The 25,856-nt window shown below is 67.6% G+C and carries 25 protein-coding genes, 1 tRNA gene and 1 pseudogene; 19 read left to right on the forward strand and 8 right to left on the reverse strand.

Going from position 1 to position 25,856, the window contains the following annotated elements; translation table 11 throughout:
• Positions 1–13: 13 nt before the first annotated feature.
• The 3 genes from ACWDV4_RS18400 (at position 14) to ACWDV4_RS18410 (ending at position 2,739) form a co-directional block, all read left to right on the forward strand.
• A complete protein-coding gene (locus ACWDV4_RS18400) occupies positions 14–1,102 on the forward strand; it encodes an NAD-dependent epimerase/dehydratase family protein (RefSeq protein ID WP_449980246.1) in 1,089 nt (362 codons plus the stop codon).
• Between the two features lie 342 nt (positions 1,103–1,444).
• Positions 1,445–2,485, forward strand: a complete 1,041-nt coding sequence (locus tag ACWDV4_RS18405) for a peptidoglycan-binding domain-containing protein (protein ID WP_449980248.1) — start codon at positions 1,445–1,447, stop codon at positions 2,483–2,485.
• A 170-nt stretch (positions 2,486–2,655) separates the two neighbouring features.
• Positions 2,656–2,739, forward strand: a tRNA-Leu gene (locus ACWDV4_RS18410).
• Positions 2,740–3,136: 397 nt separating this feature from the next.
• On the opposite strand, the gene ACWDV4_RS18415 is transcribed toward ACWDV4_RS18410, so the two are convergent.
• Both ACWDV4_RS18415 and ACWDV4_RS18420 read right to left on the reverse strand, forming a co-directional pair.
• Positions 3,137–3,487 carry a hypothetical protein gene (locus ACWDV4_RS18415; RefSeq protein ID WP_449980251.1) on the reverse strand — a complete coding sequence of 117 codons (351 nt, stop codon included), beginning with the start codon at positions 3,485–3,487 and terminating at the stop codon, positions 3,137–3,139.
• 194 nt (positions 3,488–3,681) lie between these two features.
• Positions 3,682–4,635, reverse strand: coding sequence for a hypothetical protein (locus ACWDV4_RS18420; protein ID WP_449980252.1), 954 nt, complete (start codon positions 4,633–4,635; stop codon positions 3,682–3,684).
• Positions 4,636–4,680: 45 nt separating this feature from the next.
• On the opposite strand from ACWDV4_RS18420, the gene ACWDV4_RS18425 reads away from it, so the two are divergent.
• The 3 genes from ACWDV4_RS18425 (at position 4,681) to ACWDV4_RS18435 (ending at position 6,100) form a co-directional block, all read left to right on the forward strand.
• A complete protein-coding gene (locus ACWDV4_RS18425; RefSeq protein WP_449980255.1) occupies positions 4,681–4,809 on the forward strand; it encodes a hypothetical protein in 129 nt (42 codons plus the stop codon).
• Between the two features lie 68 nt (positions 4,810–4,877).
• Positions 4,878–5,669, forward strand: a complete 792-nt coding sequence (locus tag ACWDV4_RS18430) for a DddA-like double-stranded DNA deaminase toxin (RefSeq protein ID WP_449980256.1) — start codon at positions 4,878–4,880, stop codon at positions 5,667–5,669.
• A complete protein-coding gene (locus ACWDV4_RS18435; protein WP_449980258.1) occupies positions 5,666–6,100 on the forward strand; it encodes an Imm1 family immunity protein in 435 nt (144 codons plus the stop codon). The genes ACWDV4_RS18430 and ACWDV4_RS18435 overlap by 4 nt, the downstream gene beginning before the upstream one ends.
• Positions 6,101–6,561: 461 nt before the next feature.
• Here the strand turns inward: ACWDV4_RS18435 and ACWDV4_RS18440 are convergent, their stop codons facing one another.
• On the reverse strand, positions 6,562–6,876 hold the full coding sequence (locus ACWDV4_RS18440) for a hypothetical protein (protein WP_449980260.1): 315 nt from the start codon (positions 6,874–6,876) through the stop codon (positions 6,562–6,564).
• 169 nt (positions 6,877–7,045) lie between these two features.
• Entirely contained in the window at positions 7,046–7,603 is a 558-nt protein-coding gene (locus tag ACWDV4_RS18445) for a nuclear transport factor 2 family protein (RefSeq protein ID WP_449980263.1), read from the reverse strand.
• 327 nt (positions 7,604–7,930) lie between these two features.
• On the opposite strand from ACWDV4_RS18445, the gene ACWDV4_RS18450 reads away from it, so the two are divergent.
• Positions 7,931–8,290 carry a VOC family protein gene (locus ACWDV4_RS18450; RefSeq protein ID WP_449980265.1) on the forward strand — a complete coding sequence of 120 codons (360 nt, stop codon included), beginning with the start codon at positions 7,931–7,933 and terminating at the stop codon, positions 8,288–8,290.
• 318 nt (positions 8,291–8,608) lie between these two features.
• Here the strand turns inward: ACWDV4_RS18450 and ACWDV4_RS18455 are convergent, their stop codons facing one another.
• Positions 8,609–9,514, reverse strand: coding sequence for an oxidoreductase (locus ACWDV4_RS18455; RefSeq protein WP_449980267.1), 906 nt, complete (start codon positions 9,512–9,514; stop codon positions 8,609–8,611).
• Between the two features lie 215 nt (positions 9,515–9,729).
• On the opposite strand from ACWDV4_RS18455, the pseudogene ACWDV4_RS18460 reads away from it, so the two are divergent.
• The 5 genes and pseudogenes from ACWDV4_RS18460 to ACWDV4_RS18480 form a co-directional block, all read left to right on the forward strand.
• Positions 9,730–9,852, forward strand: a pseudogene (locus ACWDV4_RS18460) (helix-turn-helix domain-containing protein); the annotation flags it as partial.
• 102 nt (positions 9,853–9,954) lie between these two features.
• On the forward strand, positions 9,955–10,569 hold the full coding sequence (locus tag ACWDV4_RS18465) for an MmyB family transcriptional regulator (RefSeq protein WP_449980269.1): 615 nt from the start codon (positions 9,955–9,957) through the stop codon (positions 10,567–10,569).
• A 174-nt stretch (positions 10,570–10,743) separates the two neighbouring features.
• Complete coding sequence (locus ACWDV4_RS18470; protein ID WP_449980271.1) at positions 10,744–11,778, forward strand: outer membrane protein assembly factor BamB family protein; 1,035 nt, start codon at positions 10,744–10,746, stop codon at positions 11,776–11,778.
• A gap of 621 nt (positions 11,779–12,399) precedes the next feature.
• Complete coding sequence (locus ACWDV4_RS18475; protein WP_449980273.1) at positions 12,400–12,858, forward strand: ISAzo13-like element transposase-related protein; 459 nt, start codon at positions 12,400–12,402, stop codon at positions 12,856–12,858.
• The gene (locus ACWDV4_RS18480) at positions 12,855–14,702 is read left to right on the forward strand and encodes a hypothetical protein (protein ID WP_449980276.1); all 1,848 of its coding nucleotides are present in this window, start codon (positions 12,855–12,857) and stop codon (positions 14,700–14,702) included. The genes ACWDV4_RS18475 and ACWDV4_RS18480 overlap by 4 nt, the downstream gene beginning before the upstream one ends.
• Positions 14,703–15,026: 324 nt before the next feature.
• Here ACWDV4_RS18480 and ACWDV4_RS18485 read toward each other — a convergent pair whose 3' ends face one another.
• Complete coding sequence (locus ACWDV4_RS18485) at positions 15,027–18,515, reverse strand: CHAT domain-containing protein (protein ID WP_449980279.1); 3,489 nt, start codon at positions 18,513–18,515, stop codon at positions 15,027–15,029.
• Positions 18,516–18,622: 107 nt separating this feature from the next.
• Between ACWDV4_RS18485 and ACWDV4_RS18490 the strand changes: the two genes are divergently transcribed.
• From ACWDV4_RS18490 to ACWDV4_RS18515, 6 genes are all read left to right on the forward strand, one after another.
• Positions 18,623–18,985, forward strand: coding sequence for a hypothetical protein (locus ACWDV4_RS18490; RefSeq protein ID WP_449980281.1), 363 nt, complete (start codon positions 18,623–18,625; stop codon positions 18,983–18,985).
• Positions 18,982–19,854 (forward strand): hypothetical protein, encoded by an 873-nt coding sequence (locus tag ACWDV4_RS18495; protein WP_449980284.1) that lies wholly within the window; start codon positions 18,982–18,984, stop codon positions 19,852–19,854. Before ACWDV4_RS18490 ends, ACWDV4_RS18495 begins: the two co-directional genes overlap by 4 nt.
• Positions 19,851–20,450 (forward strand): tetratricopeptide repeat protein, encoded by a 600-nt coding sequence (locus tag ACWDV4_RS18500; RefSeq protein WP_449980287.1) that lies wholly within the window; start codon positions 19,851–19,853, stop codon positions 20,448–20,450. The genes ACWDV4_RS18495 and ACWDV4_RS18500 overlap by 4 nt, the downstream gene beginning before the upstream one ends.
• Positions 20,451–20,871: 421 nt before the next feature.
• Entirely contained in the window at positions 20,872–21,279 is a 408-nt protein-coding gene (locus tag ACWDV4_RS18505) for an ArsR/SmtB family transcription factor (RefSeq protein WP_449980289.1), read from the forward strand.
• On the forward strand, positions 21,276–21,929 hold the full coding sequence (locus ACWDV4_RS18510; RefSeq protein ID WP_449980292.1) for an SRPBCC family protein: 654 nt from the start codon (positions 21,276–21,278) through the stop codon (positions 21,927–21,929). The genes ACWDV4_RS18505 and ACWDV4_RS18510 overlap by 4 nt, the downstream gene beginning before the upstream one ends.
• Positions 21,930–22,123: 194 nt before the next feature.
• Positions 22,124–22,255, forward strand: a complete 132-nt coding sequence (locus ACWDV4_RS18515; protein WP_449980294.1) for a hypothetical protein — start codon at positions 22,124–22,126, stop codon at positions 22,253–22,255.
• Between the two features lie 156 nt (positions 22,256–22,411).
• On the opposite strand, the gene ACWDV4_RS18520 is transcribed toward ACWDV4_RS18515, so the two are convergent.
• Together ACWDV4_RS18520 and ACWDV4_RS18525 are read right to left on the reverse strand one after the other, a co-directional pair.
• On the reverse strand, positions 22,412–23,038 hold the full coding sequence (locus tag ACWDV4_RS18520) for a molybdopterin cofactor-binding domain-containing protein (RefSeq protein ID WP_449980296.1): 627 nt from the start codon (positions 23,036–23,038) through the stop codon (positions 22,412–22,414).
• A gap of 401 nt (positions 23,039–23,439) precedes the next feature.
• Positions 23,440–24,663, reverse strand: a complete 1,224-nt coding sequence (locus ACWDV4_RS18525) for an oxygenase MpaB family protein (RefSeq protein ID WP_449980298.1) — start codon at positions 24,661–24,663, stop codon at positions 23,440–23,442.
• 355 nt (positions 24,664–25,018) lie between these two features.
• On the opposite strand from ACWDV4_RS18525, the gene ACWDV4_RS18530 reads away from it, so the two are divergent.
• Positions 25,019–25,786, forward strand: coding sequence for an SDR family NAD(P)-dependent oxidoreductase (locus ACWDV4_RS18530; protein WP_449980300.1), 768 nt, complete (start codon positions 25,019–25,021; stop codon positions 25,784–25,786).
• Positions 25,787–25,856: the final 70 nt, after the last annotated feature.

Consider the following 25,856-nt stretch of genomic DNA (forward strand, 5'->3'; position numbering starts at 1 on the left):
GTACCTGTCAGCAATGCCAGACCGCAGCTCAGCCGAGTCCCACCGCTCGGACGGTGTCAGGGTCGTGGTGGTGGGTGCCACCGGCAACGTCGGAACCAGCGTGGTCCATGCGCTCAGCCAGGACCCCGAGGTCGGCTCGATAGTCGGGGTGGCCCGTCGGCGGCCACACTGGAGTGCGCCCCGCACCCAGTGGGTGGCCGCCGACATCGTCAACGCGGACCTGGTCAGCCTCTTTCAGGGGGCGGATGTCGTCGTCCACCTGGCCTGGCTCTTCCAACCCACACACCGGCCGCTGACGACCTGGCGCACCAACGTCGAGGGCGGTAGTCGGGTCTTCGAGGCGGTCGTCCGAGCCGGAGTGCCAGCCCTCGTCTACGCCTCCTCGGTGGGTGCCTACTCCCCCGGTCCCAAGAATCGGAAGGTCGACGAGAGCTGGCCGACGAACGGGTGGCCAACCGCGTCCTACACCCGGGAAAAGGCGTATCTGGAACGGGTCCTCGACGCCGTCGAGTACGCCAACCCGCAGGTACGGGTGGTACGACTGCGCCCGGGTTTCATCTTCAAGCAGGAGTCCGCCAGTCAGCAGCGGCGGCTGTTCGTCGGGCCGCTCTTGCCGAACCGACTCGTCCGGCCCGGCGTCGTGCCGGTCGTACCGGACCTGCCCGGTCTACGGTTCCAGGCGGTGCACTCCGCCGACGCCGCCGAGGCGTACCGGCTGGCTGCCCTACGCGACGTACGGGGCGCGTTCAACGTCGCCGCCGACCCGGTGGTGGACGCGCACCTGCTCGCCGACTGCCTGCGCGCCCGCAGCGTACGGCTGCCCAGCGGACCGGTACGGGCGGCGCTGGCCGCCGCCTGGCACCTGCGGCTGGTCCCCGCGTCGCCACACCTGCTCGACGCCGTGCTCCGCGTGCCGATCATGGATATCAGCCGGGCGCGGAGCGAGTTGGGCTGGACGCCTCGGCACAGTGCCCGCGAGGCGATCGAGGAGTTGCTACGCGGCCTACGCGAGGGCTCGGGCATGTCGACACCGCCCCTGGCCGCACGCCTGTCCGGCGGCCGGGTGCACGAACTCGGCACCGGGACCGGCATCCATCCGTGACCGGTACTCGCCCGTAGCCGGTGTCTGCCGGTAGCAGGGTGCTTGTCTGTAGCCGGTGTCTGCCGGTAGCTCTTCGGCACCATTACATCGTGCGAAGGATGAGATATTTTCCGCCACTCGTGTGACAACCGGTGTCCCCGACGAGGCACGGTACGCCCCGGTCGGCGTGATCAGGCAACCTGTCCGCCATCGCTGCTGCCAGGTACCTGACTATCGCTTGTAGCACCGCCGCGCTGCCGGTCATCGTTGTTGACATAGCCGGCACGCCGGCCCCTCTGTCCACATAGGACGCGCTATACGACCCACGGACAGGCGAGCCCTCTTGACTCCCAGGAGAAGAGCATGGAAACGATGATCGACATCGTCGAGGCGGACGTCACCCACTTCGGCGAAGACGACAACCCGGAGACCTTTATCGGTGAAGAAATCGAATACGATCTCGGACTCGACGAGGATCCACCCGGGGAGGAGATTCCGGAGGGACCGCCGAGTCCTCCGGAACCGCCCAGTCTGCTTCCCGCCGTACACCTCGCGCCCACCCTGAAGGTGCTGTGCGACGAGATCAACGCCCGATGGCCCAGGCGCGACCGTGCCTCAGACGGCTGGATCGGTGACGCCGCCCACCAGAAAAACAAGTCGGACCACAATCCGGACGCGGACAACCGGTCAGTCAACGCCCTGGACATCGACAAGGACGGAATCGACCCATCGCTGGTGGTCCGCAAGTGCATCGCCCACCCGTCGACCGAGTACGTGATCTTCAACCGGACGATCTGGAGCCGAAGCCGGGGATTCAAGTCGGCCCGCTACACCGGCTCCAACCCGCACGACAAGCACCTACACGTCAGCGTCGGACACTCGGCGGCCCGCGAGCGCAGCACCCGAGGCTGGGGCATCGCCACCGCAGCCGTACCGAAGCTGGGCGACCGCACCCTGACCAAGGGCTGCACCGGCAGCGACGTACGGGAGTTGCAGACCCTGGCCAACAAGCTCGGCGCAAAACTTGTCGTCGATGGCGACTTCGGTGCCAAGACCGACGCCTGGATTCGGACCTTCCAGAAGTCGAAGAAGCTCGCGGTCGACGGTGTGGTGGGCACCAAGACCATCGCCGCCCTCCGTACTGCCACAGCCCCCGCTGTACCCGTCTCCCAGCCGGTGAAGGCGAAGCCGGGCACCCGTACGCTCCGGCGCGGCATGACCGGCGAGGACGTCGCCTTCGTCCAGCGGTGGGTCGGCGAACGGCGATGCGGCAAGCCGAACGGCGAGTTCAACGCCCAGACCGAGGCTGGGGTCCGCTGGTACCAGCGGATGCAAGGGCTCACCGACGACGGGATCGTCGGGCGACTCACCTGGGGCAAGATGCGGGTGAAGGTGACGTACTGATTCGTGGCCGAATGTCCGGCCTGTCCCCCGCCGTACGACGCTCGGGCGAGGCGGCAGGCCGGCGATTTCCCATGATCCACGGTGGCCGTGTACAGTAATCCACCGAGCGACCCGCCAGGGCCCAGCCAATGAAAAATCGTTGGGCGGGCCAGGTAAGGTTGCCAAAGTAAGTCCGGGTGGCGGAATGGCAGACGCGCTAGCTTGAGGTGCTAGTGCCCGTATAGGGCGTGGGGGTTCAAGTCCCCCCTCGGACACAATTTAGTACATGATCCACTTGGGGTCGCCTGAGCGGATACCGTGCGGCCAGTTGGCCGGTCAGGTCAGGGTCAAGCCCATTTCGCGGTAGATCAACGCCTTGTCGGCAGGATCGGCGGTTACGCTCCCCGATCGCTGAGCCCGCGCTTTCCTCTCGTGCGACGAACAGGAACGCGCCGATCGAGGGCTGGGTGCTCGGCCAGCTCAATCGCGACAAGCCGCCGGAGTCAGCAACGAGGCGTTGTCCACTCTTGGTGGCGAGATGACGAGCAACTCGAAGACAGAATCACGCAGTGGGCCCTCGCATCAAGAACGCCGTGCGCGCAGCATCAGACGCATCACACCGCAATTACCCGCTCTGTTCGGCCTCGGCCTTCGCCTGCTTTCTTCGGCTTTTCAGCCGTTGGAGCGTCCGAAGAGCTGGTGCAGTGCTGTTCCCACATTGGGGAAGGCGAGTCGCAGGGTTTGGGCGGTGAGTCGGATGGTCCACCAGGTTAATGCGACGAGGTAGCCGACGATCAGGGCGCCGCTGGTGTCGTAGCTGAAGACGAGGGCGTAGCCGATGGCGAGACCTGGTGCGGTGATGAGGCGGAGCAGGCGGCTACGGCTGGCGGTCAGGGCGGTAGCCACGCCGAGGAGGGCGGCACCGAGGCTGCCGGCGAGGCCAGGCATCCCGGTCAGGTCGACGGGGGTGGTGAGGGTGAGTGCCGCGCGCATGAGGAAGATGCCGACGGCGGCGATGATCACGTGCGTGATGGCGGGGCGGGTCAGGGCAAGCCAGGCGGGCAGCGCGTCGGCGGAGATCCGGGATGCGGTGGCGGCAATGAGGGCGGCGCAGGCGGTGAGGGGCAGGGCTGCGCCGAGGGTCCATTTCAGGTAGGGGGTGTAGTCGAATTCGGGCGGTCAGGAGCCCGTGGCGTAACTGAGTGTTGGGCGACCTGTCACGGCGCGAACGGGTCCCAGTGGGTGGCGTAGCGGAGCAGGGACAGCGCCAGGTCGGGGTGCGCGGCCGCCCATTGCGTGTCGAAGAGGAACAGTTGCTCATGGCCGAAGAAGTCGTCAATGTAGCGGGCGGCCTGGGCGAGATGCTCATCCACCACGACGCGGGCCGCCGATGGTGGCTCCGGCAGCTTCCACTGCAGGATCTGCTCGTGGCTGGGTGCGGTCCACTTGCCGAAAATCGACAGGTCGTATCGATCGAGGCAGACGTATCGGTCCATGGCGGGACCGATGCCAACGTCGCCGGGCCCGACGAGGGAGCGCAGCAGGTCGGCGTCGGAGCGTTCCTGGGACACGGGATCGGCGATACCGCGCAGGTGGTCGGCGAGTCCGGGCAGGTTGACGCCAGGGAAGACGATCGCTTCCCGCGGGTCCAGGTTCGTGCCGTTGTGGTCGGCGTGCTGCCAGGTGATGCGGATCGCGTAAACGGATTCCGGACCGGGTCCGGGCGGGCCGACAACACGGAACGCCACGTCAGGGTTGAAGGCCGCGCCGGGCCCGGCGGCGCTGGCAGGCAGCGGCCAGGTGTCGTTCACGAGGTATGCGAGCCGGTCGGGGTGGGCGACGATCGCCTCGTCCTCGAGGAAGTAATAGGCCAGATCCACCTCGTCGTCATTGGTACGCACCCGCAGCCCTCGCTCGTCGAGGCGTATCGGGTCATCAGATTCGACCCAGAGGTGCTCGTCCAAGATGTCACGCAGCTCGTCGAGGGTCTGCGGGCAGGGCAGGCAATGTTCCTCGATCGCCTCGAAGATCGAGTCGAAACCGTAGGCACCGCCCCCGACCTCGGCGTTGAGAAGTGCTTCCGGGTCCTCGTGGTGCCAGGCGCGCTGAAACCAGCCGAGCACCGTCGTTTCCGGCACGTGGAAGACCCGATTACTGAACGGAGAATCCACGCGCGACCGCTCCACGAAATACACCTGAGGAGCTTAGGTGTGCGAGTGGAGATCCCATACGCCCTGATGCACCACAGCGGCGACCTCATCCGGACAGTGCGCGACAGTAACCGGCAGCGTCTCGGCCCGCTGAAGGACGAGGACCGCTTCTTCGGTCTGGCGGTGATGTTCTGACCGGCCGTATGCCGAGAGCTGTTCGATCGATACGCTGCACTCTCACTCCGCGTTAAGGAGCGAGATCGGTGAGCGTAGCCGAAGTAAGCGCGGCACTACGGGCGATCGTCGACAGCATCAGTCGTGAACGCGGGCGTGCCGCCGGTGTCCTGCGCGCTGTCCAGGACAGCCGCAGCCGCCTCGGTGTGACGCTACGGGGAAGCCGCCACCCACTCGTCGGACGGGCACTGGACGGCTTCGCGGCGGCGATCGAACGGCTCCGAGAAGCCGATCACCTCGCCGCCCAGAGCGCGGAAGCGGTCAGGGCATACGCCAACGCGATCGGGATCGACCTTCCCGCACCGTCCAGCCAGTCCGCCGACAACGCCGGGCAGACCGGCACTTCGGTGCAACGGGCGGCAGGCGACGTGCTCCCAACGCAGGAATGGGTTGAGGACGCCGGCGGCCGGCTGCCCCGCCGGCCCGGCGGGAAAGGCCCGACCCACGGGCTACTCTTCGACATCAGCGGGACCCCACTCACCGGGACCCCGCTGACCCAGTCGGAAGGGTATCTGCGCAGCGGCAGGGCGCCCGGGGCACGCGACGGGCTCCGGCAGGACTGGCACCCGCTGGCGCAAGTCACTCGGGAGCATGTGGAGGCACACGCCGCGGCACTACTGCGCAAACCCGGCGCGCCCCGCGAGGCGGTAGTGGTGGTCAACAAGCCCACCTGTGTCAGCAAAGGCGAGTACGTCGGCTGCGACGAGGTACTACCCGGTATGTTGCCCAGGGGCAGCCGCCTGGCGGTATACGTGTCTGACGGGGCCACCACCAGGCTGTTGAAGGTCTACACCGGTACCGGAGAGGGCATCGCATCATGAGCTACACCGTGTCCTGGGACGGCCCATCCGCAGAGGAGCCGGACCGCGGCAACGAGGTCCGGGTGTCAACGGTCCAGGAACTGGACCTCGTCCTCGACCGTGTCAACGCCCAGGCCGCTGCCGAGAACCTGCCCTACGCGGTGCAGATCCATCAACCCGGGCGGCATGGCGCCATCATGATCGGGATAGGGCATCCGGACCGGTCCTTCGTCGACTGGCTTGACCGCAGCCAGCCCCACGGCAGCGGCAACCGCTACGCCGCCGACCCTGACCTGCCCCCAGCGTCAGAGGCGATCGCGTTCGACTTCTACGGAGACTGGACCGAGATGCCGCCCGAACGCACCCGCATCAGCCCGGAACGCGCCCGTGAGGCCGCCCGCGAGTACCTCCGTACCGGCCAGCAACCGTCGTTCTCGTGGGTCGCCGGCTGACAGCCAATGCCACAGTGGAGCCTGGCGGATCGCCAGTCTGGCCGCAAAACGTCTCGGAAGGGCTGCCCCGAGCCACTCGGGACCGGCTGCGCCGAATCGGAATACGCCGAGTCGCTCTGGATCCGGCAGGCGGCAGTCACGCTGCTGGCTCGTCTCGACAACGCCGCCGAGCACGCGGACGGCATAGCGCCGCCTGGGACCGCATGTGATTAAGGCGTACGACGCGGTGGCGGCCTCGGGCCCCGGCCGGAGTAGCCACGCGGCCGGCAGACCCGGCGACCTTGATGTGCCTTCTCATCTGGACCTTGACAGCGACACTATGATGCATGCATAAATATGAGCAAATCGGATAATTCAGACAGTTCGTGTCGGGGCTGACTATCGCCAGGGCAGTAAGGATTTCGGGGACAGATGCGAGGATGCCCCGACGAGCCACGCGCCGGCCCGCAAGGCTCGACCGGTCACGTCATGCTGTCGGGGTGAGCACCGATGGTGAGACTGACGGGCAACGGAATCGGTTGGACACCGTCGCGGCCTTCCTCGTACAGGAACCGGTCAAGCCGGCGCCGCGCGTGAACGTCGCTCTCGGCTTGATCGACCAACTCACGTAGCAGTCCGGCTTTAACCAGCAGATCCATGTGCCACAGGTGAGCGTCGTGCCGGTTAGGGTCACGGCTGTAACACTCGGCGAACTCACTGACGATGGCGATCGCCGTAGCCCAGTCACCGCGCCTTTCGGCCGCTTCCGCTGATACTTGGTCGAACCGCGTCGTCACCGCATCAGTATGCCCGCCGGTTGCGATGCACTCCCCTGCCGCCGATCGCGCCCGCAGCGTGCCGTCACGCACCGTAGCGCTCTCTGCCGTGGGCTCAGCATGCGAAACTGTCGAAAGTAGTGCGTCACGGCGATATATCGAGTGGCTACTGGCGCGATCCGTCGCTCGGTCACCCGTCCGTAGCGACACCCTGCTCGGCGGGACTGGCGTGTGCCGCGATCAGGCGCCATCCCTCATCCCCGTCGAGGATCCACGTACGCGTGTAACGGACTCGGGCGAGGAACGGTTCGCCGGCCAGGGTTCCTTCCAGCGTGCCGAGGAACCAGGTCACCCCGGTGCCGCCGACCACAAGCACCGACAAGTCCTCCTCTTCCACCCGGGTCATCGACTGCTGGCCGGATCGGTGCACGTGTAGGTCGTCCTGCTTGGAGTACAAACCGCCATCAGGGCCCGTGAACACGAGCCGGTCATCAATCAACCGATCCAACGCCTCGACATCAGAGCCCAACTGGGCCCGTTGTAAACGCCGTTCGGCAGCGCGCAGTGCCTCCACTTCGGCGAGATCTGCGCCGCCAGTTCCGGAGCCGAGAACATCGTCCGACGGCTGACCCACATGAGACATCGACTGACCCCTTACCCTGCTGTTTGAAGAATGTTCAACCATCCTGTCATGCGCCAGTCTGCACGGTGCCAGCCGCCAGGAGCGCTTGATCAGATGCACACTCATGCCGCTGATCGTGCGCTAAACAAGGACGATCGGGTGCCCGGTACGACGCGGTGCACGGCAGACCGCTGCTCACTCCAGGATGAGCAAGCTGCGAAGCTCCCGCCACGGCTGTGGTCGGCGGCCGCTCCAAACTGTCCAGCAGGTCCGGGATCCAGTTCCCCGGCCATCCCTAAATGTCATCTGTCGATGAGCGGGCGTTGAGACGCGGTCGATCGTGGTGCCGATGCGGTACGGTGGGTCATTGGCGAGCGGGTCGACGCGGTCACGCTGCGTGTGCGACGGTGGTTCATGCCGTTAAGCACGTATCACCTCAGAACTTCGATCGCCGTGTCCGACATACAACGGGCGGTCGCGTTCTACGAAGGCCAACTGGGCCTACAGGCGCTGCAGTCGGGCCCCAGCGCCAACATCGCCGATGGCAGCCGCGTCTATGGCTCTGGCGGCGTGGCGGCACTGAACGTATACCAGTCGTTTACTGCTGGAAAGAGCCCGGCAACACTGGCGACCTGGTACGTCGACGACATCGACCAGGTCGTTGACGAGCTCGTCTCGTCCGGCGTCGAGTTCATCCGATACGACCAGTTCGAACATGACACCAAGGGAATCACCGCTCGGGCCGGCGGTGGACGTATCGCATGGTTCCAGGATCCGGACGGCAACACCTTCGCCCTCGAATCCGACGTCTGACGGCCGGGCGTCCACCCTCTCCTGACCGGCTGGGGCCCGACGCTGACCCCCACCAAGCCGGTACGGTGACCAGACCCTGCACTGCACAGGCAGGGGACGGCAATCCCGGTCAGCGGCGGCATGCTCGCTCATGCCGCCGAGCGGGCGCGGCGGCGGGCCGTGCACGGGTCACAGAGCGTTGCGGCGTACGGCTGGCGCGATGCTTCCGATCATGTCGATGAGCGGACGCGCGATCGTGGCCGGCAGACGTGCGAGTGCGTTTCGGCGGCTGATCGCGACGCTGCGGATTGCCGGTGGCCGGCCGGTGACCGTCGTAGGTCAGAGGTAGTTGACACCGGTCAGATCCTCGGCTGTCGCCCACAGCCGCTTGCCGACGGCCGGATCGGCGGCCTCCCGGCTGAGCCGGGCCTCTGTGACCCTGCCCCGCGTCTCCCAGAGCCCGGACGGGCCGAAGAACTGGCCGCCCCGCACACCGGGCTCAGTCGCGGCACGCAATTGCGGCAGCGCGCCCTGCTCCACCGGCTGGGTTGCCAGCAGCCCGCCCCACGCCATCAGCCGCCCGAACCGGCCACGGTGCTCCCAGGCCCGCGGAGTCAGGTTGGTGCGAGTGAGACCGGGGTGGGCCAGCGCGCTGACGATCGGCGCTCCGGCGGCGCGCAGGCGACGGTCCAGTTCGATGCCGAAGACCGTGGTGGCAAGCTTGGACCGGCCGTAGGCGGCGGCCGCCCGGTAGTCACGTTCGAACATCAGGTCACCGAAGTCCAGATGGGCAGTCTTGTGGGTGATCGAGCTGAGAGTGACCACGCGGGCTTCCCGCGCCGCGGCCAGGTTGCCGAGCAGCAGGCCGGTCAGCGCGAAGTGACCCAGCATGTTGGTGGCGAGCTGCAGCTCGAATCCGTCGGCGGAGGTGCGGCGCGGACCGAGCAGCGATACGCCGGCGTTGTTGACCAGCTGGTCGATCGCCGGGTGGTCGCCGGCCAGCTTCGCCGCGAAGGCCCGCACGGAGGCGAGGGAGGCCAGGTCCAGCTCGCGCACCTCGACGTCGCCGCCGATCCGGCGGGCGGTCTCCTCACCGGCGGGGGTGTTGCGAACGGCGAGCACGACGTGGGCGCCGTGACTGGCCAGTTCGGTGGCGGTGACCAGGCCGAGGCCTGAGTTCGCGCCGGTCACGACGGCGACCCGACCGCGCTGGTCGGGGATACGGTCGGCGGTCCATCCGGTCATCTGCTGCTCCTGGAGGTGTCGGTGCGCTGGCCCATCGACCGTAGGAGCGATCCGCGCAGGTTCGGTCGTTCTCGGTTGCCTAGGTCTGAGGGACCTACCTTCGGCCGTCCGGTCCGCGGCACACTTGCGGCATAAACAGCCCTCATCCGTACGCCCGTGAGCTCGGCGACTTCCTACGCGCTCGGCGTAGCCGGCTGCGTCCCCGCGACGTCGGCCTGGAGCCGGGCGGCCGGCGCAAGGTCACCGGGCTGCGGCGCGAGGAGCTGGCCCTGCTGTCCGGGCTGAGCACCGACTACTACCAGCGGATCGAGCAGGGCCGGGAGGTACGCCCGTCCGACGACGTCCTGGACGCGCTTGCCGGCGCGCTCGGCCTCGACGACAAGGAACGCCGGCACCTGTTCACCCTGGCCCACGCCGCCCGCCGGTCGCTACCCGCCCGGGTGAACCGCGATCCGGAGCGGGTGCCGGTCAGCACACGGCGCCTGCTGCGGGTGATGGACACCCCAGCGGTCGTACTCGGTCGGCATCTTGACCTGCTCGACTGGAACCCGATGGCGCAAGCGCTGCTCGGCGACCCGGACACCTACCCGACCGACCGGCTCAACATGCTCCTGCTGCTGTTCGACGACACGCTGACCGGCAAGGTCAGCTGCCCGGACTGGGAGCGGCAGGCCCTGGACTACATCGGCATGATGCGCGCCGCCGTTGCCACCGACCCCACCCACCCACGCGCCACCGCGATCGTTGGTGAGCTGAGCATCCGCAGCGCCCAGTTCCGGCGGCTGTGGGCCCAGCACGACGTACGCGAGTCGGTCAGCGGCACCAAGACCTTCCGGCTTCCTGAGGTAGGCGACATCGTCCTGGACTGGGACACGTACCCCCTGCCGGGAAACCCCGGCCCGGTCATGCTCGTCTTCACCGCCACGCCGGGCAGCGCCGACGCAGACCGACTGCAGCTCCTGGCGTCGTTGCACGCGACCCGCTCAACGCTCGCCAACAAGCACCCCTCCCAGACGGGCAGGACCGCCGCCGGCACCCCTGTCGGGACTTCATGATCGGGTGCGCGCTCATGCCGCCGATCGTGTTCACAGTTCGTCACGAGTAGTCCGTGCAGCGAACACCCGGCCCTGCCGATAAGTGGGTGTCATCGACGGTCTGCTCGCCAGGCTTACCGTCCTGGCGTAACGGCGTGCCGCTCCGTCCTCGGGTTTGTGCGCGACACTAGGCTCGTGGATCAACCGCTGACGGTGCTGTGGTCACGGCTTCTGCACCTACGTTCGAGCGCGGCGGCGTTGGCGGCGGCGTCCGGAGTCCTTGTCGTAGCGGAGCGGCACTCGCGTCTGGTTGGACTGGACCCCCAGACCGGGGCGCCGTTATGGGAGCAAAACGTTGAGGACTGCTGGGGCACTACCGTCGTCGCGGGCGACCGCTGTCTCTACCTGAGTCAGGCCGGTGTCCTGCATTGCTTCGACACGCACAGCGGGCAGCGGACGTGGTCGACACCGGAGCTGCCCCTGCGCCACTACATCAGCGTTAGTGGGTCCGTCGCTTTCCTGGGCGGGTGGCGCGGCTACCGTCCACTGACACGGGTCGATCTGGCAAACGGCGAGCTTCTTCCGGGCCAGTTTCCGGGACCCGCGCCGGGCAACAACGTGGCCTGGCCGCTGCCCCTGCGGTTGGACCCGGAGCAGGGCTTCGCAGCCGATGCGATCCTCATCGCCACTGCCGAACAGGCGGCACTGCTGCTGGTGGACGCTCGGACCGGCGTTACCAGGGGTGAGTGGTCGCTTCCGGCACCGGTGCGCTTTCCCGACTCCGGCATCGCCTTCAACGCCGGCGAAGACGGCCACATCACCTTTCTCAGCGGCAGGCGCACCGTCATGGCCCTGCATCCCACCAGCGGCGTGGAGATCCTGTGGCGGCACGACCGTGACCTGCCATCGCTGCCACCGCTCCTCACCGATCGAAAGCTGTGGCTGGCCGAAGAAACCGGCGTCACGATCATCGATCTCGACCGCGGTGCCCGCACAGAGGTGATACACCTCCCGCCCGGTGCTACCAGTGAGGGTGTCCCCGTCTGCGGAGGTGCGCTCTTCGCCCGCGCCGGTAACCAACTCATCATGGTGAACCGGGCCGGGGAGATCGCCGCTCGCGTGCGACTACCAGCACGCATCGACCGGCTACTTCCCGACGGTCGATCCCTGGTACACGCCATCGGCAAAGGTCACCTCACCACGATCGGCATCTCGACCACGCCGACGTGAGCACTCTCGGGTTCTCGGCTGACCGCACCGAAAGCAGCAGACGAGCATCCGCAGACGGAAAAGACTCGCGTCATGCGCCTCTGACGGCAACGCTTCAACAAGAACGGCGGCCAGCGAAGCTGTGTCCTGTCTCCTGTCGAGGAAACCCAGAATGGCGATCGCCGACACTACAGACCAAGCCACCCGCAGACAAAGCTCCACAGGCCCCTCGTGAACGTGGCGGACAGAGTTCGCCGAAGCCGCAGCGCTGGCAATGCCGAAACGCGGCTGACAGCGGCATCATCGGACCCGCCTCAGCTGAATCCCCCGTGTCGGCCCCCGCCACGGTGAAACGCCACCGTTGGTCGTTTACGGCGTAGCCGAGGAGGTAGGCGGGCTTCCTCACTCCATTTGCGCTGATCACGGCCTGCGGTCCGGTGCCGGAGGAAGATACAAATCTTCACCCATGCTGTGACGGTAAAGCTGGCGTCGGTGCGGACTGGCGTGGAGACCCCGATATTCGGGCGCGGCGCATTGATAGTGCTGGTCCTGCTCGCTGCAACGCCGCCCAGCAGCAAGAGGGCCATACCTCCACCGGACCGACCGGCGGCCCGCGTGATGCCCGTGTCGAGGTTAAGGGTGATGCGGCCGCCGCTCGACTATCGCCTCCGCGCTCACGGAGAGTGGTCTGTCGCTTCCCGCCAGGCACCTCGTAGTGGAACAGGATCGGGCATCGACCGTCCTCACACATCACCTCGAACTGGCGTGGCGCCCCTCACCAGCCACGAGTTGGTCTTGAACACGATCACGACGACCGAACTGAAAGTCGACGCCGCCCTCGACCACGGCGCCTACCCGACCGGCATCGCAGTCAGCCGCGACCAACTCACGGCCCTACCGATCACCGCGCAGGCCGTGCACAGCCTGTGGAACTACAGCATCGCCCCGACTGGCGGCCCGAGCGCCGCACCGCGCCGACAAGCGCGCCGTAGCTCACTCACAGACCCTCGCGATACTCGCCAATCGGCTTGCCGAGCATCGCGGGCGGGTGGCATGGTGTACGACATGATGATCAGAATCGAGTCCCGTTCGGTCCGGTGAGTGACGTCGCCGAGCGCAAAGCGCTCGACCTGCCGACGATCCTTGATCACGCCACTACCATGCATGCCGCTCATCCTTGCGGCCCGCTTCCAAACGGCGGCCGGCCGTATCCGGACGCTGACTATGTCGCGAGCCTCCCACCGACCGGCGCATCCTACGGCGATCGTAAGCGCCTGCTCGTCGACCTTGTCCGATCGGTCTACCACGCCATACCTCTACCCGCCGATGCTGGGAAGCGGTTGACTGAGGCGTTGGCGTCAACACGCGTCGACTGCCGCATAGCTGCCTCCTTGGTGAAAGCGGTCGCCCACTTCGATCCGCGCTGGCGGCAACTGGTAGGCCGACAACTCGCGTATGGTGGCCGCCTGCGTGGCACGGTGAGTGTCGGCCTGGCGCTGCTGACCGAGGTGGCCGAGCACGGCGACACTGGCCCGGTCCGCACGCTGGGGCTGCTGAGCAGGCCGTTGGGTACGGATGCCATCCGTGTGCTACGCGGCATTCCCGGCGCCGCCGATGATCTGATGTGGCTGGCCGAGCGCTCGGATCCGTGGCGACACACACAGGCGGTCGAGGCATTGTGCACACTTGCGGAGCCGACGACGTACAACTGGCTACTCGAGCACGGCACCACACTCGACGGACCGTCGGCAACGACGGCTCGCCGGATCGCGGAAACCGTGAACGTCGCCGATCGTTTGGCGGTTGACGACCTCAATGAGGATGTTGTCGAACAGGTCGGACGGGTGCTTCTGGCGATGACGCAATATGCCGCCGGTAACGCCGAGCTCCGCAAGTACGCTGATGCACAGACCGCACTCGCCCGCTTCGTACACGCAGCTCCGATCATGACCCCGACGCTCAACCGATATGCCCTGATCGTGGCGCTGCTGACGGACCTCTACATCGGCCAAGCGGCCACCCTCAACTGGCCTCAGCAGGAAATTGACTGGGCAAGAGCGGCGCTCGATCACCTCCTTGCCCAGCCAGACTGGGCCGACATCCTGGAAACCGCCATGCGATCCGCCGATCCCAAGATCTACCACCGAGCGCAGTGGGCGGCCTGGAATAGGACAACGAAACTGCGGCCGCAACCGACAGGGAACACCGTGGACGGAGCCACCAGTCGAATCTCGATCCGAGTCGCGGTCGCCGATCCTGAGTATGCCGGCGCCGTCGAGACGAGGGTCCTCGTCGAGGATCGGCCCATCGTTGTGGAGAGTTTCACCGCCGGACCTGCCGAGTCACCTGAGTACCTGCTCGGGCTCGACCATCGACTCCACGCCGACATCGAGCCGCACGAGGTCCGGCTGGCCGAGGCCGAGTGCACCGAGGGCTGCTGTGGCGCGCTCTACGTCACCATCCAGCGGCACGGCGACAAAGTCGTATGGCGCGACTGGCGCGACCCGGACACCCCCGACCTCACCATACCGACGTTTACCTTCGACGCAGCCCAGTACGACGCCGAGATCGCGCGCGCCGAATCCGACCACACCTGGGAATGGCACGAGCGAACCGTGGCCCGCCTCGTACGCGAACACCTGAGCGAAGAACCCCAACTGCTGGGCCGGTGGAACTGCCATCCAGGCTGGACGGAAGCCCGCCCGAATGACCGTGGACACATTCACATGTCGTACTTCTTTCCGCAGTATCCGAGTGCCGGCAAGGAACCCTGGCTCCAGTTCGTTGCCGTGCTCGACGTTCCCGCAGGCGACCCGGCGACCGTCGCCAACGACATCGTCAGGAAACTCTGTAACAGCGACCCACGCCGACAAGACCGGCTTGCCGGCGGTAGCCAGGAAGCCGCACAACAGCTCGGCTTCCACTGGCCACCGAACCGAGCGTGAAACTAAACATGGCTGGCTCGGGGCGCGGGCCAGCCATATTCAGTTCCGCGACATCGATACCCAATCCGCGCGTCAATTCAGCAGTCAACACAACTGCAGGTCAGCGGCCAATCTGATCATAGTTAGGGTACAACTCGCGCCTCGGACAGATTTAGCACATGATCCACTTGGGTTGGCCTGAGCGGACATCTTGCGGACAGTCGGCCGGCAGGTCAGGGTTAATCCCAGTTCGCGGTAGATCAACGCCTCGTCGGCAGGGTCGGGTGGCCGATGCCGTCAGGCGATCAACGTTTCTCCACTTTCCGCCGGAGCGAGCTTCCGTGCTCAACGGCCGTAGTGGATGAACGGCGCCCACCGGCTCGGCTGGTACGGATCCTGCCGTCGCAGCCGCACGGTCACCCTGTGCAGCGCCTCCGCCGACCGGGACGGGTCGAGAGCGCCATCGTGGGTGGCGAGCACGTCGTACAGCTCGGCAGCTACGGCAGCAGCGGTGTCGTCACCGATCGCCCACAGCGTGGAGACGACCTGGCGGAACCCGGCCACCTGAAGGGCGGCGGCTAGGTGGCTGGCCTCATCGGGTAGGTCAGCACTGCCCATGGCGGTGTGGCAGGCCGACAGCACCGCCAAGTGCGCATCGGAGAGGTCCAATCGCGCGATGTCCGTGGTGGTGAGCGGGGCGTCGGCGAGAAACAGCGCGGCCCGACCGTCCGAGCCGACGTCGCCGTGGCAGGCGAAGTGGGCGCAGGTCTGCCCGGCCAGCAGCTCTGTCACCCGGGTATGGGTGGCCGCCGCTCCACTCAGGACTATGGCGCGGGGAAAGCGGGATCGTAGCAGGTCGGCCTCCCGGGTTGCGGCGGGCAGGTCGGGCAGCCCGGTAACGTAGCCGGGACGTTCGGCGCAGGCCACCACCAACGGTCGGTGCTCCGCGAACCGTGACGGCCGGCGGGCGTGTCGTAGCGACCGTACGGTCGAGGTGGTCGAGGAGACCACCCGGTCAAGCACCGCGCGCCCGGCGGGTTGGTCGTCGGGATCGTGATAACCGGCGGCTTGCAGCGGGGCCAAGGCGAGCGGGCCGGTCGGGCACCACCACAGCCTCGTCACCGACGGTGGCAGGGCGGCGATCACCGGGGCCGCCACTGCGTCCCACAGCCACTCCAGGTAGCCCAGCAGCACCTGCTCGCGGGGCCCGGACGAAAGGCCGCCGACGCCGACCTGGGTCACCGTCTCGAGGTATCGTCCAGTGCGTTCGTCAGCTTGCGCCACGCTCAGCTCGGGCAGTGGCACGACGTGGACGTCGCGCTCGGTGAGCACGAGCGCATCGCACCGATGGCGGCTCACGTTGACCAGCACCACCGGGCCGTCGGTCGCCGCCTCCGCCAGTTCGACGAAGGGCATGGGTAGTAGGAAGTTGGCTAATCCAGGCCGGGTGCGTACGGCCGCGACGACCTCGTCCCATTCCTGTGCCAAACGGCGCCTGCGCGCAGCGTTAGCCGGCTCGTCGGTGCCCACCGGCTGGTCCTCGCGTAGTGCGGCGAGCCGGTCGGCGAGGTCCGGATGGGACGCGCGCAGCGCAATCAACTCGGCCCGGCCGTCCAGCACCTGCCCCCACCACAGGGACCGTCCGTGGTCGAGTAGTTCCACCGCCCGCCGAGGAAAGCCGGCGGAGATCGCCGCAGCGGCGGCATCACACGCGACGTTCGCCCAGCGCTGGAGCAGTGCGTCGCGGTCGGCAGCCCCGAGCCCTCGCCACACGGTCAGGTGCAGCTGTGCCACGGCATCGCCGTAGGCCCGGGCGGCGTCGTTCCACCCTGCGCGACCGTCGGCGGCAAGCTCGGCCCGGAGCCCAGCGAGCATCACCAGCGCGTCCATCCGGTCGAAGGAGCGGTCGGCACCCATCTCCGCCACCCCGTCAAGCACGGCGACGGCCTCCTCGGCATGACCGAGGTCACCAAGCACCTGGGCCAAGCCCGTCCGGGCGGTCAGGTGAACCGGCGAGCCCGGCGGCATCGCGGTGAGGACGTGGCGAAACTCGTCGACCGCCTCAAGTAGATCATCGCGGCGTTCCGGCCCACGGTCCCGCAGGGCGAGAGCAAGGTTGAGCCGTGCGTTCGGGCTCGGATCGGCCGCCGCCGCCGCGCGCAGGTGGGTCACCGCCGCATCCAGGTCCTCCGGGTTGCGTCCGAGAAGGAAGCGAGAACGCAGCCGGTTACCGAGGTTCGCCCGCGCCCGGTTTGCGTCGTCCCTGGTGCCGGCTGCCGCCAGGGCCGTCTGCCCCACCTCGATCGCCTCGTCCAGGTCGAAGCGCCGCCCGGTGTGCTGCGACCGGTAGACCAGCGCGGTGCCCAGTGTAAACAGATAGCGGGGATGATCCTCTCGCTCGGCCAGCTCCACGGCGCGACGGCTGTGTGCGATCGCCTCGTTGAGGTCGGCCACGTCGCGGTCGCGTAGGAACCGGTTTATGAGGGCCGCGGCGAGGTTGATCATCTCACCGCAGAGGTGGTTGGGGCTCAACACGGGACGGTCAACGGCCTCACGTAGCAGATCGACCGCCCCGTCCAGGTCGGCGGCCAGCCCGTACGCCTCGAAGCGGCGCATCAGCGCCGGGCCCAGGGGAATGGCGATCACTGCACGGGCCGGATGACCGGCGGGCAACCGCGCCAGCAGGGTGTGCCCGTCGTCGCGGACGCGCTCCAGCAGGGCGAGATCGCCGGTGCGCTCGTACTCGTGGAGTAGGTCGGTGAGCGCCGCGCTGTGCCGATCCAGATCCTCGACGTCGTCGGCGGCGACTTCGCCCGCCGGCCGCAGTGGCGTGGAGCCGGGACCGGAGTCAAACAGCCGGCCGGGGGGTACGCGCGCCGAGGGCTGCGAACCCCGCAGGTCGACAATCTCGGCCAGCGCACTTTCAGCTGATGCGCGTATCGTGTCGTCCGCTGTCCGCGCGGCGGCCAGTCGTAGGTAGTGGGCGGCAGTGTCCAGGTCGGTCGCATCGCCGGTCAGCCGGTAGCGGTCATGGTGCAGGAGGCCCAGGTTGTACAACTTGGCCACCGCCACGGGATGCTCCGCCGGGTAGAGATCGAGTACCTCACGGGTGGACCGCATCATCGCGTCGAGCGCCTCCGCGGTGCCTGTCTGCTGGTAGCGCAAACGGTGCACATCGCTGAGCAGAGCCAGGAACGACCGACGGTTGGGATCACCGGCTGGGCACAGCCGCACCGCCCGTTCGACTTCCTCGGTGGCCTCGCCGATCCGCGACACGTCACCGGTGCGTTCCGTCCACTGGATTAGGGCGGCGGCGCGCAGGGCGGCCAGCGCGGCGCGGTCGGGATGGTCGGCGGGCAGCAGCAGCACCGCCTGCCCCAGTAGTTCGGCCGCAGCGGCGTGCAACGGGGCTGCGCCGGTCGACTTGCCGAGGCCGTTGAGTTCTCGGGCGGCGAGCACGGCCTCCTCAACGTGGCGTTGTACGCCCGTGACGACCCCCAGCCGCAGCGACATGCCGGCAAAGGCGTACAGGAGGACGCCCGTGAGGTCGGGCTGCTCCACCGGGGCCAACCGGGCCAGTTCCCGGTAGACCTCGACGCACCCCGCGAGGTCCTCGGGTGACTCGGCGACCTCGGCGAGGCGCGCTGCCCGCGCCTCGCCGATGACGAGCAGGGCGGCGAACCGCTCCGGTGCGTCGGCGGGACAGAGCGCCAGCGCGTACGCTCCTGCGGCCACCGCCTCATCGAGGTCGGCGGTCCGGCCGGACTCACGGAACCGGGCGAGCCAGGCCCGGACCTCCCGCAGCGCCGCACCGATCTGGTCCTCGTCACTCACTGGCCGATCGCGTCGCACTGCGCAACCTCCCGTGGTCGGCGTGACACCCAGGGTAGAGCAAGCTCGATAGACTCGGACACCCACAACGGACCGGGGAGGCCGCTCAGGTGCAGTCCGATGTAGATGTCCTGGCTGTGTGGTGCGCCCTGCTGCCCGCGCTACGCGAGCAGGCCCGGGCCAACGGCGTGCTGGACCGGCTCGACCGTGACGCCCAGCGGATCCGGGCAGGCGGCTCCGCGCGGCAGGCGCTGCTCAAGTGGCAGCCACGCGACGCCGGCGGAGAGCTGCGCGGCTGGTCCGATCGGCCGGTCGGTGGGCTGGCTGGTCTGCCGGGGCTGGCCCACGCACCGGGTGTAGGTGCGGGAGACTACGCCTGCCCGCAGGACCGATGTGCCCGCCGTGCCACCCGTGACGAGCACGGCCACCCGCCCCGCTGCCCCGCCTTCGACACGCCGATGCGGCCGGCATGATCGGCGTCCTCACCGAGGTCGGCAGACGGATCAACGGCCGCTGGCTGACCGCGATCCTGCTGCCGGGTCTACTGCTGGTTGCCGTCGCGGCGGTCGCCGTAGCGCTCGGTCACGCCCGCCCATTCGACGTGGACCACCTCGCCGCAACGACCGAGCGGGCGGGCCGCGACCTGGTGACCGATCCGGGACAGCTGGTGGTCGCGCTGGCCGCCGCCTTCGTCGCGGCGGGGCTGGTCGGCACGGCAGCACCCGGCCTCGGGCGGCTCGCCCAGCGCTGGTGGCTGCGTGAGCGTTTCCTCACCGGCGACCTGATCACTCGTACCCGATGGTCACGGCGCTCCCGGGCTCTCGCCGCCGCGCGCCGCGCCGACGTGCCGGTCGTCGCCGCATACCTGCCGCAGCGTCCCACCTGGCTGGGCGACCGGTCCCGGTTGCTGGAGGTACGGGTGCGGGCGCAGTACCACCTCAGCGCGGCACTTGTGTGGCCACGGCTGTGGCTGTTGCTGGACGAGGACTCCCGCCACCCGATCACCGACGTGCGGATCCGCTACGGCGAGGCCGTCACGCTGGTCGGCTGGGCGGTGCCGTATCTGTTGCTCGGGCTGCGGTGGTGGCCCGCACTGCTGGTCGGCGCGGGGATGCTGCTGACCGCCTGGCGTCGCCTGCGCGACACGCTGGCCGAACTGGCCGAGCTGACCGAATCCGCGATCGACCTGCGCCTGCGTGACCTGGCGGAAGCACTCGGCCAGCCGCTGGCCGGTGCCACGCCGAGCCCTGCCGAGGGGCGGGCACTCGACGACCGGCTCGGCAAGGCCGGGCCGGGCCGGGCCGGGCCGGGCCGGTGTAGCGACCCGAGGAGCATAGGATGAGATTCCTGCCGTCCCGCCCCAAGCCGCTGTCCACCGACCTGGACCGGCGCGCTCGAGCCGCCCTGGCCCTCTTCCACGCCGGCCAGTACGCGGCCGCCGAGCGTGCCTGGAACGCCCTGCTGGCCGACTGCGAGCGCCAACTGGGTCCGGATCATCCCGAGACCCTGTGCACCCTCGATCGGCTCGGGTCGGCACTGTTCCGCCTCCGGCGGCCGGTTGAGTCGGCCGACCTGCACCGCGAAGCCCACCTTCGGGCTGTCGCCAGCCTCGGGCGCAGCCATCCGACGACACTGATGTACGCCTACAACCTCGGGTGCGCACTGGTGCTGATCCGCGCGTGGGGCGAGGGGCTGCCGGTGCTGCGAGAGACCCTGTGGCGCCAGCGGCGCAAGCTCGGCAAGGCGCACCCAGCCTCCCTGGCCACGGCCAAGACCCTCGGCGTTTCGCTGTTCATGGCCGGCAACGCCCAAGCCTCGTTGGAGCTACTCGAATCCAGTTACCAGATGGCCGCCCAGGTGTTCGGACCGCAGGATCCGCTGGTGCGTGACATCGGCGAGAACCTGCGGGTAGTACGAAGCAACACCCATCGCTTCTGACATCCCGTGACCCGCTCGTCGGCGTACTTCGGCAACGGTAGTGGAATGCGGTAGCGGTCGAAATCGCGTACCGCGATGCTCTGCTGCAGCGGGATGCTCGGACGGCCGTCGGCGATGTTGCGGCGAAACAGGGCGTCGTGGCCGTGGATGTGGTGCGGCCCTTCGGTGGTCTGTGGCGACGCGCCGTTGGTGCTGCCCGGTGGCTCCGGTTCCGGCGGGCAGGTCGGCCGGCGGTGCACCGTGGTGGGCCAGGGCCGCCTGTAGCGCGGCGACCTGGGCATCGGCGGTGATGAAGCCGGTCATGCGGGGCCTTTCCGATGGTTCACGAGCCCAGGAGCGTCTGGAGTCCACGGGTGGACGGCCACCAGGGCCATCGAATTAAGCCTTGACTTAATTAAGCCACTATTGACATAATTGTCGGGTGCACGCGTTCGACATCCTCGGCGACCCAGTGCGACGCCGAATACTGGAGTTACTCGCCGACGGAGAGCAGGCAGCCGGCACTGTCAGCGAGGTCATCCGGGCAGAGTTCGGCATCTCGCCACCTGCGGTGTCGCAGCACCTGCGGGTGCTGCGGGAGTCAGGTTTCGTCACCGTCCGTCCGGACGGTACGCGGCGTCTCTATGCAGTGGAGGCAGCGCCTCTGCAGGAGGTCGACATCTGGCTGGAGCGCTTCCGGCAGTTCTGGAGTCAGCGCCTCGACGCGTTGGCCACCGAACTCGCCCGCGGCAAGCGCCAACGCCGCGAACGGCACTTCAACCATGGAAACACTGCTGGTGCACCGGATCGCGATCAGGAAGCTAAGCCCATCAGCGAGGAGGAAACATGATCGACATCATCAACCAGATCAACGCCACCCAGCGGGAGATAGGCAACCAGGCGGTTGCCACCGGTGAAGGGCGGTCGGTGCTGCTGCGCCGGGTCTACGACGCCCCGATCGAGGACGTCTGGAACGCCTGCACCGACCCAGAGCGGCTCAGCCGATGGCTGGGCCCGATCGAGGGCGACCTGCGGGTCGGCGGCACGTTCCAACTCAAGGACAACGCCGGTGGCGAAATCCTGCGCTGCGAGGAACCCCATCTGATCAAGGTGACCTGGGTCCTGGGCGAAGGCATGCCAACCGAGGTCGAGGTACGCCTGACGACCGGCGACGGCGACCGCACCACCTTCGAGCTGGAACACGCCTCCCCCGCCCAGATCGTCGACGAGCTTGTGCGCACGTACGGCCCCGGGGGCACGATCGGAATCGGCTGCGGCTGGGACCTCGCGCTGCTCGGCCTCGACCTCTTCCTGCACAGCGTGCAGTTTGACCCCGCCACGTGGCTAAACACTGCCGACGGAAAGGATTTCGCCATCCGCAGCTGCCACGCCTGGGGGCCCGTGATCCAGGCTGCCTGGGCAACCAGTGACGACGACATCGCTGCGGCCATCGCGTTCGCGGTGCAGCACTTCGCCCCCGAGACCAACGGTGACGACTGATGGCCCACGATGTCACCTCCGCCGCCGGTATGACACCTGAGCAGTCACCGGATCAACGAGAACACTGCTGAACTGCGGCCTTATCGCTGGACCCCGCTGCTGAGCACCGTGAGGTGCCCCCGATCTTCCGCTGTTCCTGGTGGGCGACCCGGCCCACGCCCTGGTCGCGTACAACGTTGTGGCCTGGACAGGTCGTGTTCCTCAGCGCGGCCGGGACCGAACGCGAATACTGGATCACCGCGACCAAGCCGGGCGCCACGCCGCAGAAGGTGGAACGGACCGGCGAGTTCTCCGTCCTGGGTGACACCGCTGTCTTCGTCGAATGACGCTGACCGTCGTACCGTGGCGAATTTTGGTCCGTTCATGGCTGGGCGGGCGGCCGGACCGCCCGCTCCGGCAACTCCTGCGGTACGGATTTTCCTGCTATCTCGCGATCCTTCCCAGGTGGGAAACGCCGAACTCTCTACAAGGTCCGGACCGGTTCAGGCAGAGCCGACAAGGTTGAAGCATTCCCGCGGGCAGAGTTCCAACGCCACGGCGACGGTGCTCGTACTGGCGGCCTTTGTGGCGAGGGCGCCGATGCCGAGGCTCCGGCCGGAGCCGTCGGTGATGACGCCGGCGTTCAGCCGCAGGTAGGCGACGGGCGAGTCGAACGCGGCCGACGCGGCCTCCAACAACCGCTGACGGGCCACGGCCGCAGCGACCCGGATAGGGCTGTAGGTCGAAACGATCGTATTCGATCGGCCGGTCAGCTGGTTGATCACCAATTCCGGCCGGGAGTCGGCCAGCGTGACATGGACCCGCTTCTGCGGTACGGACAGTTCCTCGGCGATCAGCCGAGCAGCGGAACTGGCGACACCCTGTCCCAGCTTGGCTCGGGGGAGCGCGAACGACACGGTCCCGTCCTGGCTGACCTCGATCGAGATCAGTCCCGATGTCGGCAGCGCCGCTGCGGTCATGATCTCGTTGAGACCGAGCAGTTCTGTCACGGCCGACGATGGCGGCGGGACGGCTGCTGTGGAAGTCACCGCCAGTTCAGCCGCAGTCACGAGAATCGGGGCAGCCAGCACGTACCCGAGGATCCGGTGTCGAGGGATGGGTTCCACCATGATGGCTTACTCGGAACGGTTCGTTGTGGGAACTTCGGTCTTGGTTCCGTGAGACCTGGTGCGGAAGAACAGGACGTACTGCCGCACGACCTTCTCGTCCCGCACCCACTGCGGATCTCCACCAGTGCCGCTGCCGACGATCGAATCGCTGAGTGTCCATGTTGACGAAGTCGGCGAAAAAACCTGGGCTGGAGACCTTGTTCCTAGCGCGCCGAAAGCTTCCAGCACCCCGCCCTCCCGCAGGACCTGGTGCGTGCTTCGCTCAGTCATCCCCTCAGCCCCTTACCGAATGACGGTTGGCCGGCGTGCTGTACTGCTAGCTGAGTTGGGGTACATCGGCATTGGGCCGCGAAGAGCCATGGGCGCGAGACCAGCTCGCGCCCTGGCTGCGACGCTCATGGTCAGAAGTCGCGGTTGCCGAGCGGGATTTCGATGTTGATTGACTGCCCCTCGGACAGGAAGAGCAGAGCCAACTTGCGCAGGAACTCGTCGAAGAGCCAGTAGCACGCCGGCGCGAGCGGGAACGGCAGCAGGCCCTCCCGAACGGCGATGAACGGCCCCCAGGCAGTCTGCAACAGCGTGTCCCAGAGGGGTTCCCGGGGAACCTGGAGCCAACCAGCGATCTGGTTACCGAGCATGAACCGCGTGAACGAGCCGAGGATGGGCCGGCTCAGGATACCGGCGTCGAACTCCTCGCCGAGGCCGAGCAGGATGTCCGCCAGTGCGATGCCCTCGCGCGTCGGCGCCAGAATCGGGTCGAGAACCTCGCCGGCCTGGGCGTTGGCTTCACTCCACGACGCGGGGATGTACTCGTCCTTGATGCCCAGCATGTGGGCGGCCACCTGCCACAGATGAAGGAAGGCATCCGACTCGCGGGTAGGAACCGGCACCCGCCAGTCGTTCAGCTTCCGCATGACGGTCGTCGGCAAGCTGTGCCAGGTAACCATCATGTCCCGCTGACTGATCGGGATGTCCTCGGGGGCGACATTCGCCCACTCCGGCGACTGCGGCAGGAGGTGACGCACGCCGGCGTGGGCCAGCCGGGTCTTGACGGCGGTCACGATCATCGAGCCGCTGGGCTGGTAGGCGTTCGCCGTCCCGATGTCGTACCCGAGCTTGGCGGTCTTGGAGATGCGGTCCTTCATGTCCGCGCCGCCCTGCGAGTAGTAGACCGCCAGGGCTTCCTTCGGAATAACCGTGCTCATCATGCCGCTGGCCAGGCCGTACAGCACACCGAGGTAGAGCCCTCGCTTCTCGTTGAACTGCACCACGGTGCTCAGCTTGCCCTGGTCGACCCAGGACGGGAGCTGTCGGGCGTGCTCGATGAAGTCGCGCACATCCGCCGGCAGTCCGTCCGGTAACGCCTGACCGTTCTTGGTCCAGTTCCGTAGCAGCCTGTTGACCAGAGGCACATCACCCCGGTCGAGCAGCGAGGCGACCAACGGGTCGGCCTCCTCATCCCACACCCACCGCGGGTCGACGCCCGCCCCGGTGCCTGCGACCGAACCCGAGGGGGACCAGGTCCACACCGACTGGGCCTGCGCCGGCATGGCGGCGCTCAACGCGCCGAACGCGCCCAACGCCCCACCGGCCTTCAACATCCTGCGCCTACTGAGTGGTTCCACGCCTCGCTCTCCTCAAGGTCGAGTCCACTGATACAATGAAACGCTTATTGCGTCCATGTTTCACATGAGAGCACACCGCGTCGCGCACCACAAGACTGACGTCGGCGGCAGTCTATGTCTGAGGTGCCCTGGACAGCGCGATTGCATGAAGCCATGCGCCCGCTCCCCTCACTCGCGCTCGAGACCATCACCAATCGATCAGCTTCTGTCATCCTTGGGCGAGCAGGTGGATCCGTACGCGACAGACCTGACTGAGACCGGATCGGCGCTGACGAGAGTGCGCCTGCGGGTCGTCACCGGGCAGGATGCTGCGGCACTGGATTCGTAACGGGACCTCCGCAGGAAGGAATCCGAAATGGACATGGGCAAGGGCCTGCTCGAGGGCAAGGTCGCCTGGGTAACGGGTGCCGGCCAAGGTCTGGGAGCGGCGATCGCCGAAGGACTGGCAGAGGCTGGGGCGTGTGTGATCCTCCAATCTCGACGAATGGACACACTGCAGGCGGTACGGGACAAAATTGTTGCCAACGGCGGCACGGCAGACATCGTCGTCGGTGACGTCAGCGACGAGTCCACCGCCAACGCCGTCGTGACGTTGGCCCGACGGCGATGGAGCCGTCTCGACGTTCTGGTGAACAACGCCGGGATCAGTCCGGCACTACAACGCAGCGAGCAGTTGAGCGTCGCGGACTGGCAGCGGGTGATCGACACCAACCTCTCCGGGGTGTTCATCTGCGCCCGCACCGCTGGCGCGTTCATGCTCGAGCAGGGCGCGGGCAGCATCGTCAACATTTCCTCGGTTCACGGCCAGGTCGGTCTTCCGCGACTGGCCGCGTACAGCGCCAGCAAGGGCGGAGTCGAGCAGCTCACCCGGACGCTGGCGCTGGAATGGGCGGCTGCCGGTGTACGCGTGAACGCGGTGGCGCCTGGCTACCTGGAGACGCAGATGACGGAGGGGTTACGCAGCCACGACCAGTGGTCGAAGCGGTTGCGCGACCGTATCCCGATGGGCCGGTTCGGCCGGCCACGCGAGGTTGTCGGCGCTGTCGCGTTCTTGGCATCGGACGCTGCCAGTTATGTCACCGGCAGCGTCCTGCACGTGGATGGTGGTTGGACTGCGCAATGACAACCAGGTCACCCCGGCGACCACTTCGGCGCCGACCTGCCTGGTTAGTCTGCGTTCGTTCACCGATCGC

It is taken from the genome of Micromonospora sp. NPDC003197 (genome assembly GCF_053590565.1).

Bases quoted from the DNA above. Each gene is read 5' to 3' on its own strand.
- ACWDV4_RS18530 (WP_449980300.1), top strand. From the start codon at position 25,019: ATGGACATGGGCAAGGGCCTGCTCGAGGGCAAGGTCGCCTGGGTAACG.
- ACWDV4_RS18500 (WP_449980287.1), top strand. From the start codon at position 19,851: ATGAGATTCCTGCCGTCCCGCCCCAAGCCGCTGTCCACCGACCTGGAC.
- ACWDV4_RS18520 (WP_449980296.1), bottom strand. From the start codon at position 23,038: ATGGTGGAACCCATCCCTCGACACCGGATCCTCGGGTACGTGCTGGCT.
- ACWDV4_RS18475 (WP_449980273.1), top strand. From the start codon at position 12,400: ATGCGGCCGCCGCTCGACTATCGCCTCCGCGCTCACGGAGAGTGGTCT.
- ACWDV4_RS18435 (WP_449980258.1), top strand. From the start codon at position 5,666: ATGAGCTACACCGTGTCCTGGGACGGCCCATCCGCAGAGGAGCCGGAC.
- ACWDV4_RS18445 (WP_449980263.1), bottom strand. From the start codon at position 7,603: ATGAGTGTGCATCTGATCAAGCGCTCCTGGCGGCTGGCACCGTGCAGA.
- ACWDV4_RS18400 (WP_449980246.1), top strand. From the start codon at position 14: ATGCCAGACCGCAGCTCAGCCGAGTCCCACCGCTCGGACGGTGTCAGG.
- ACWDV4_RS18510 (WP_449980292.1), top strand. From the start codon at position 21,276: ATGATCGACATCATCAACCAGATCAACGCCACCCAGCGGGAGATAGGC.
- ACWDV4_RS18405 (WP_449980248.1), top strand. From the start codon at position 1,445: ATGGAAACGATGATCGACATCGTCGAGGCGGACGTCACCCACTTCGGC.
- ACWDV4_RS18495 (WP_449980284.1), top strand. From the start codon at position 18,982: ATGATCGGCGTCCTCACCGAGGTCGGCAGACGGATCAACGGCCGCTGG.
- ACWDV4_RS18455 (WP_449980267.1), bottom strand. From the start codon at position 9,514: ATGACCGGATGGACCGCCGACCGTATCCCCGACCAGCGCGGTCGGGTC.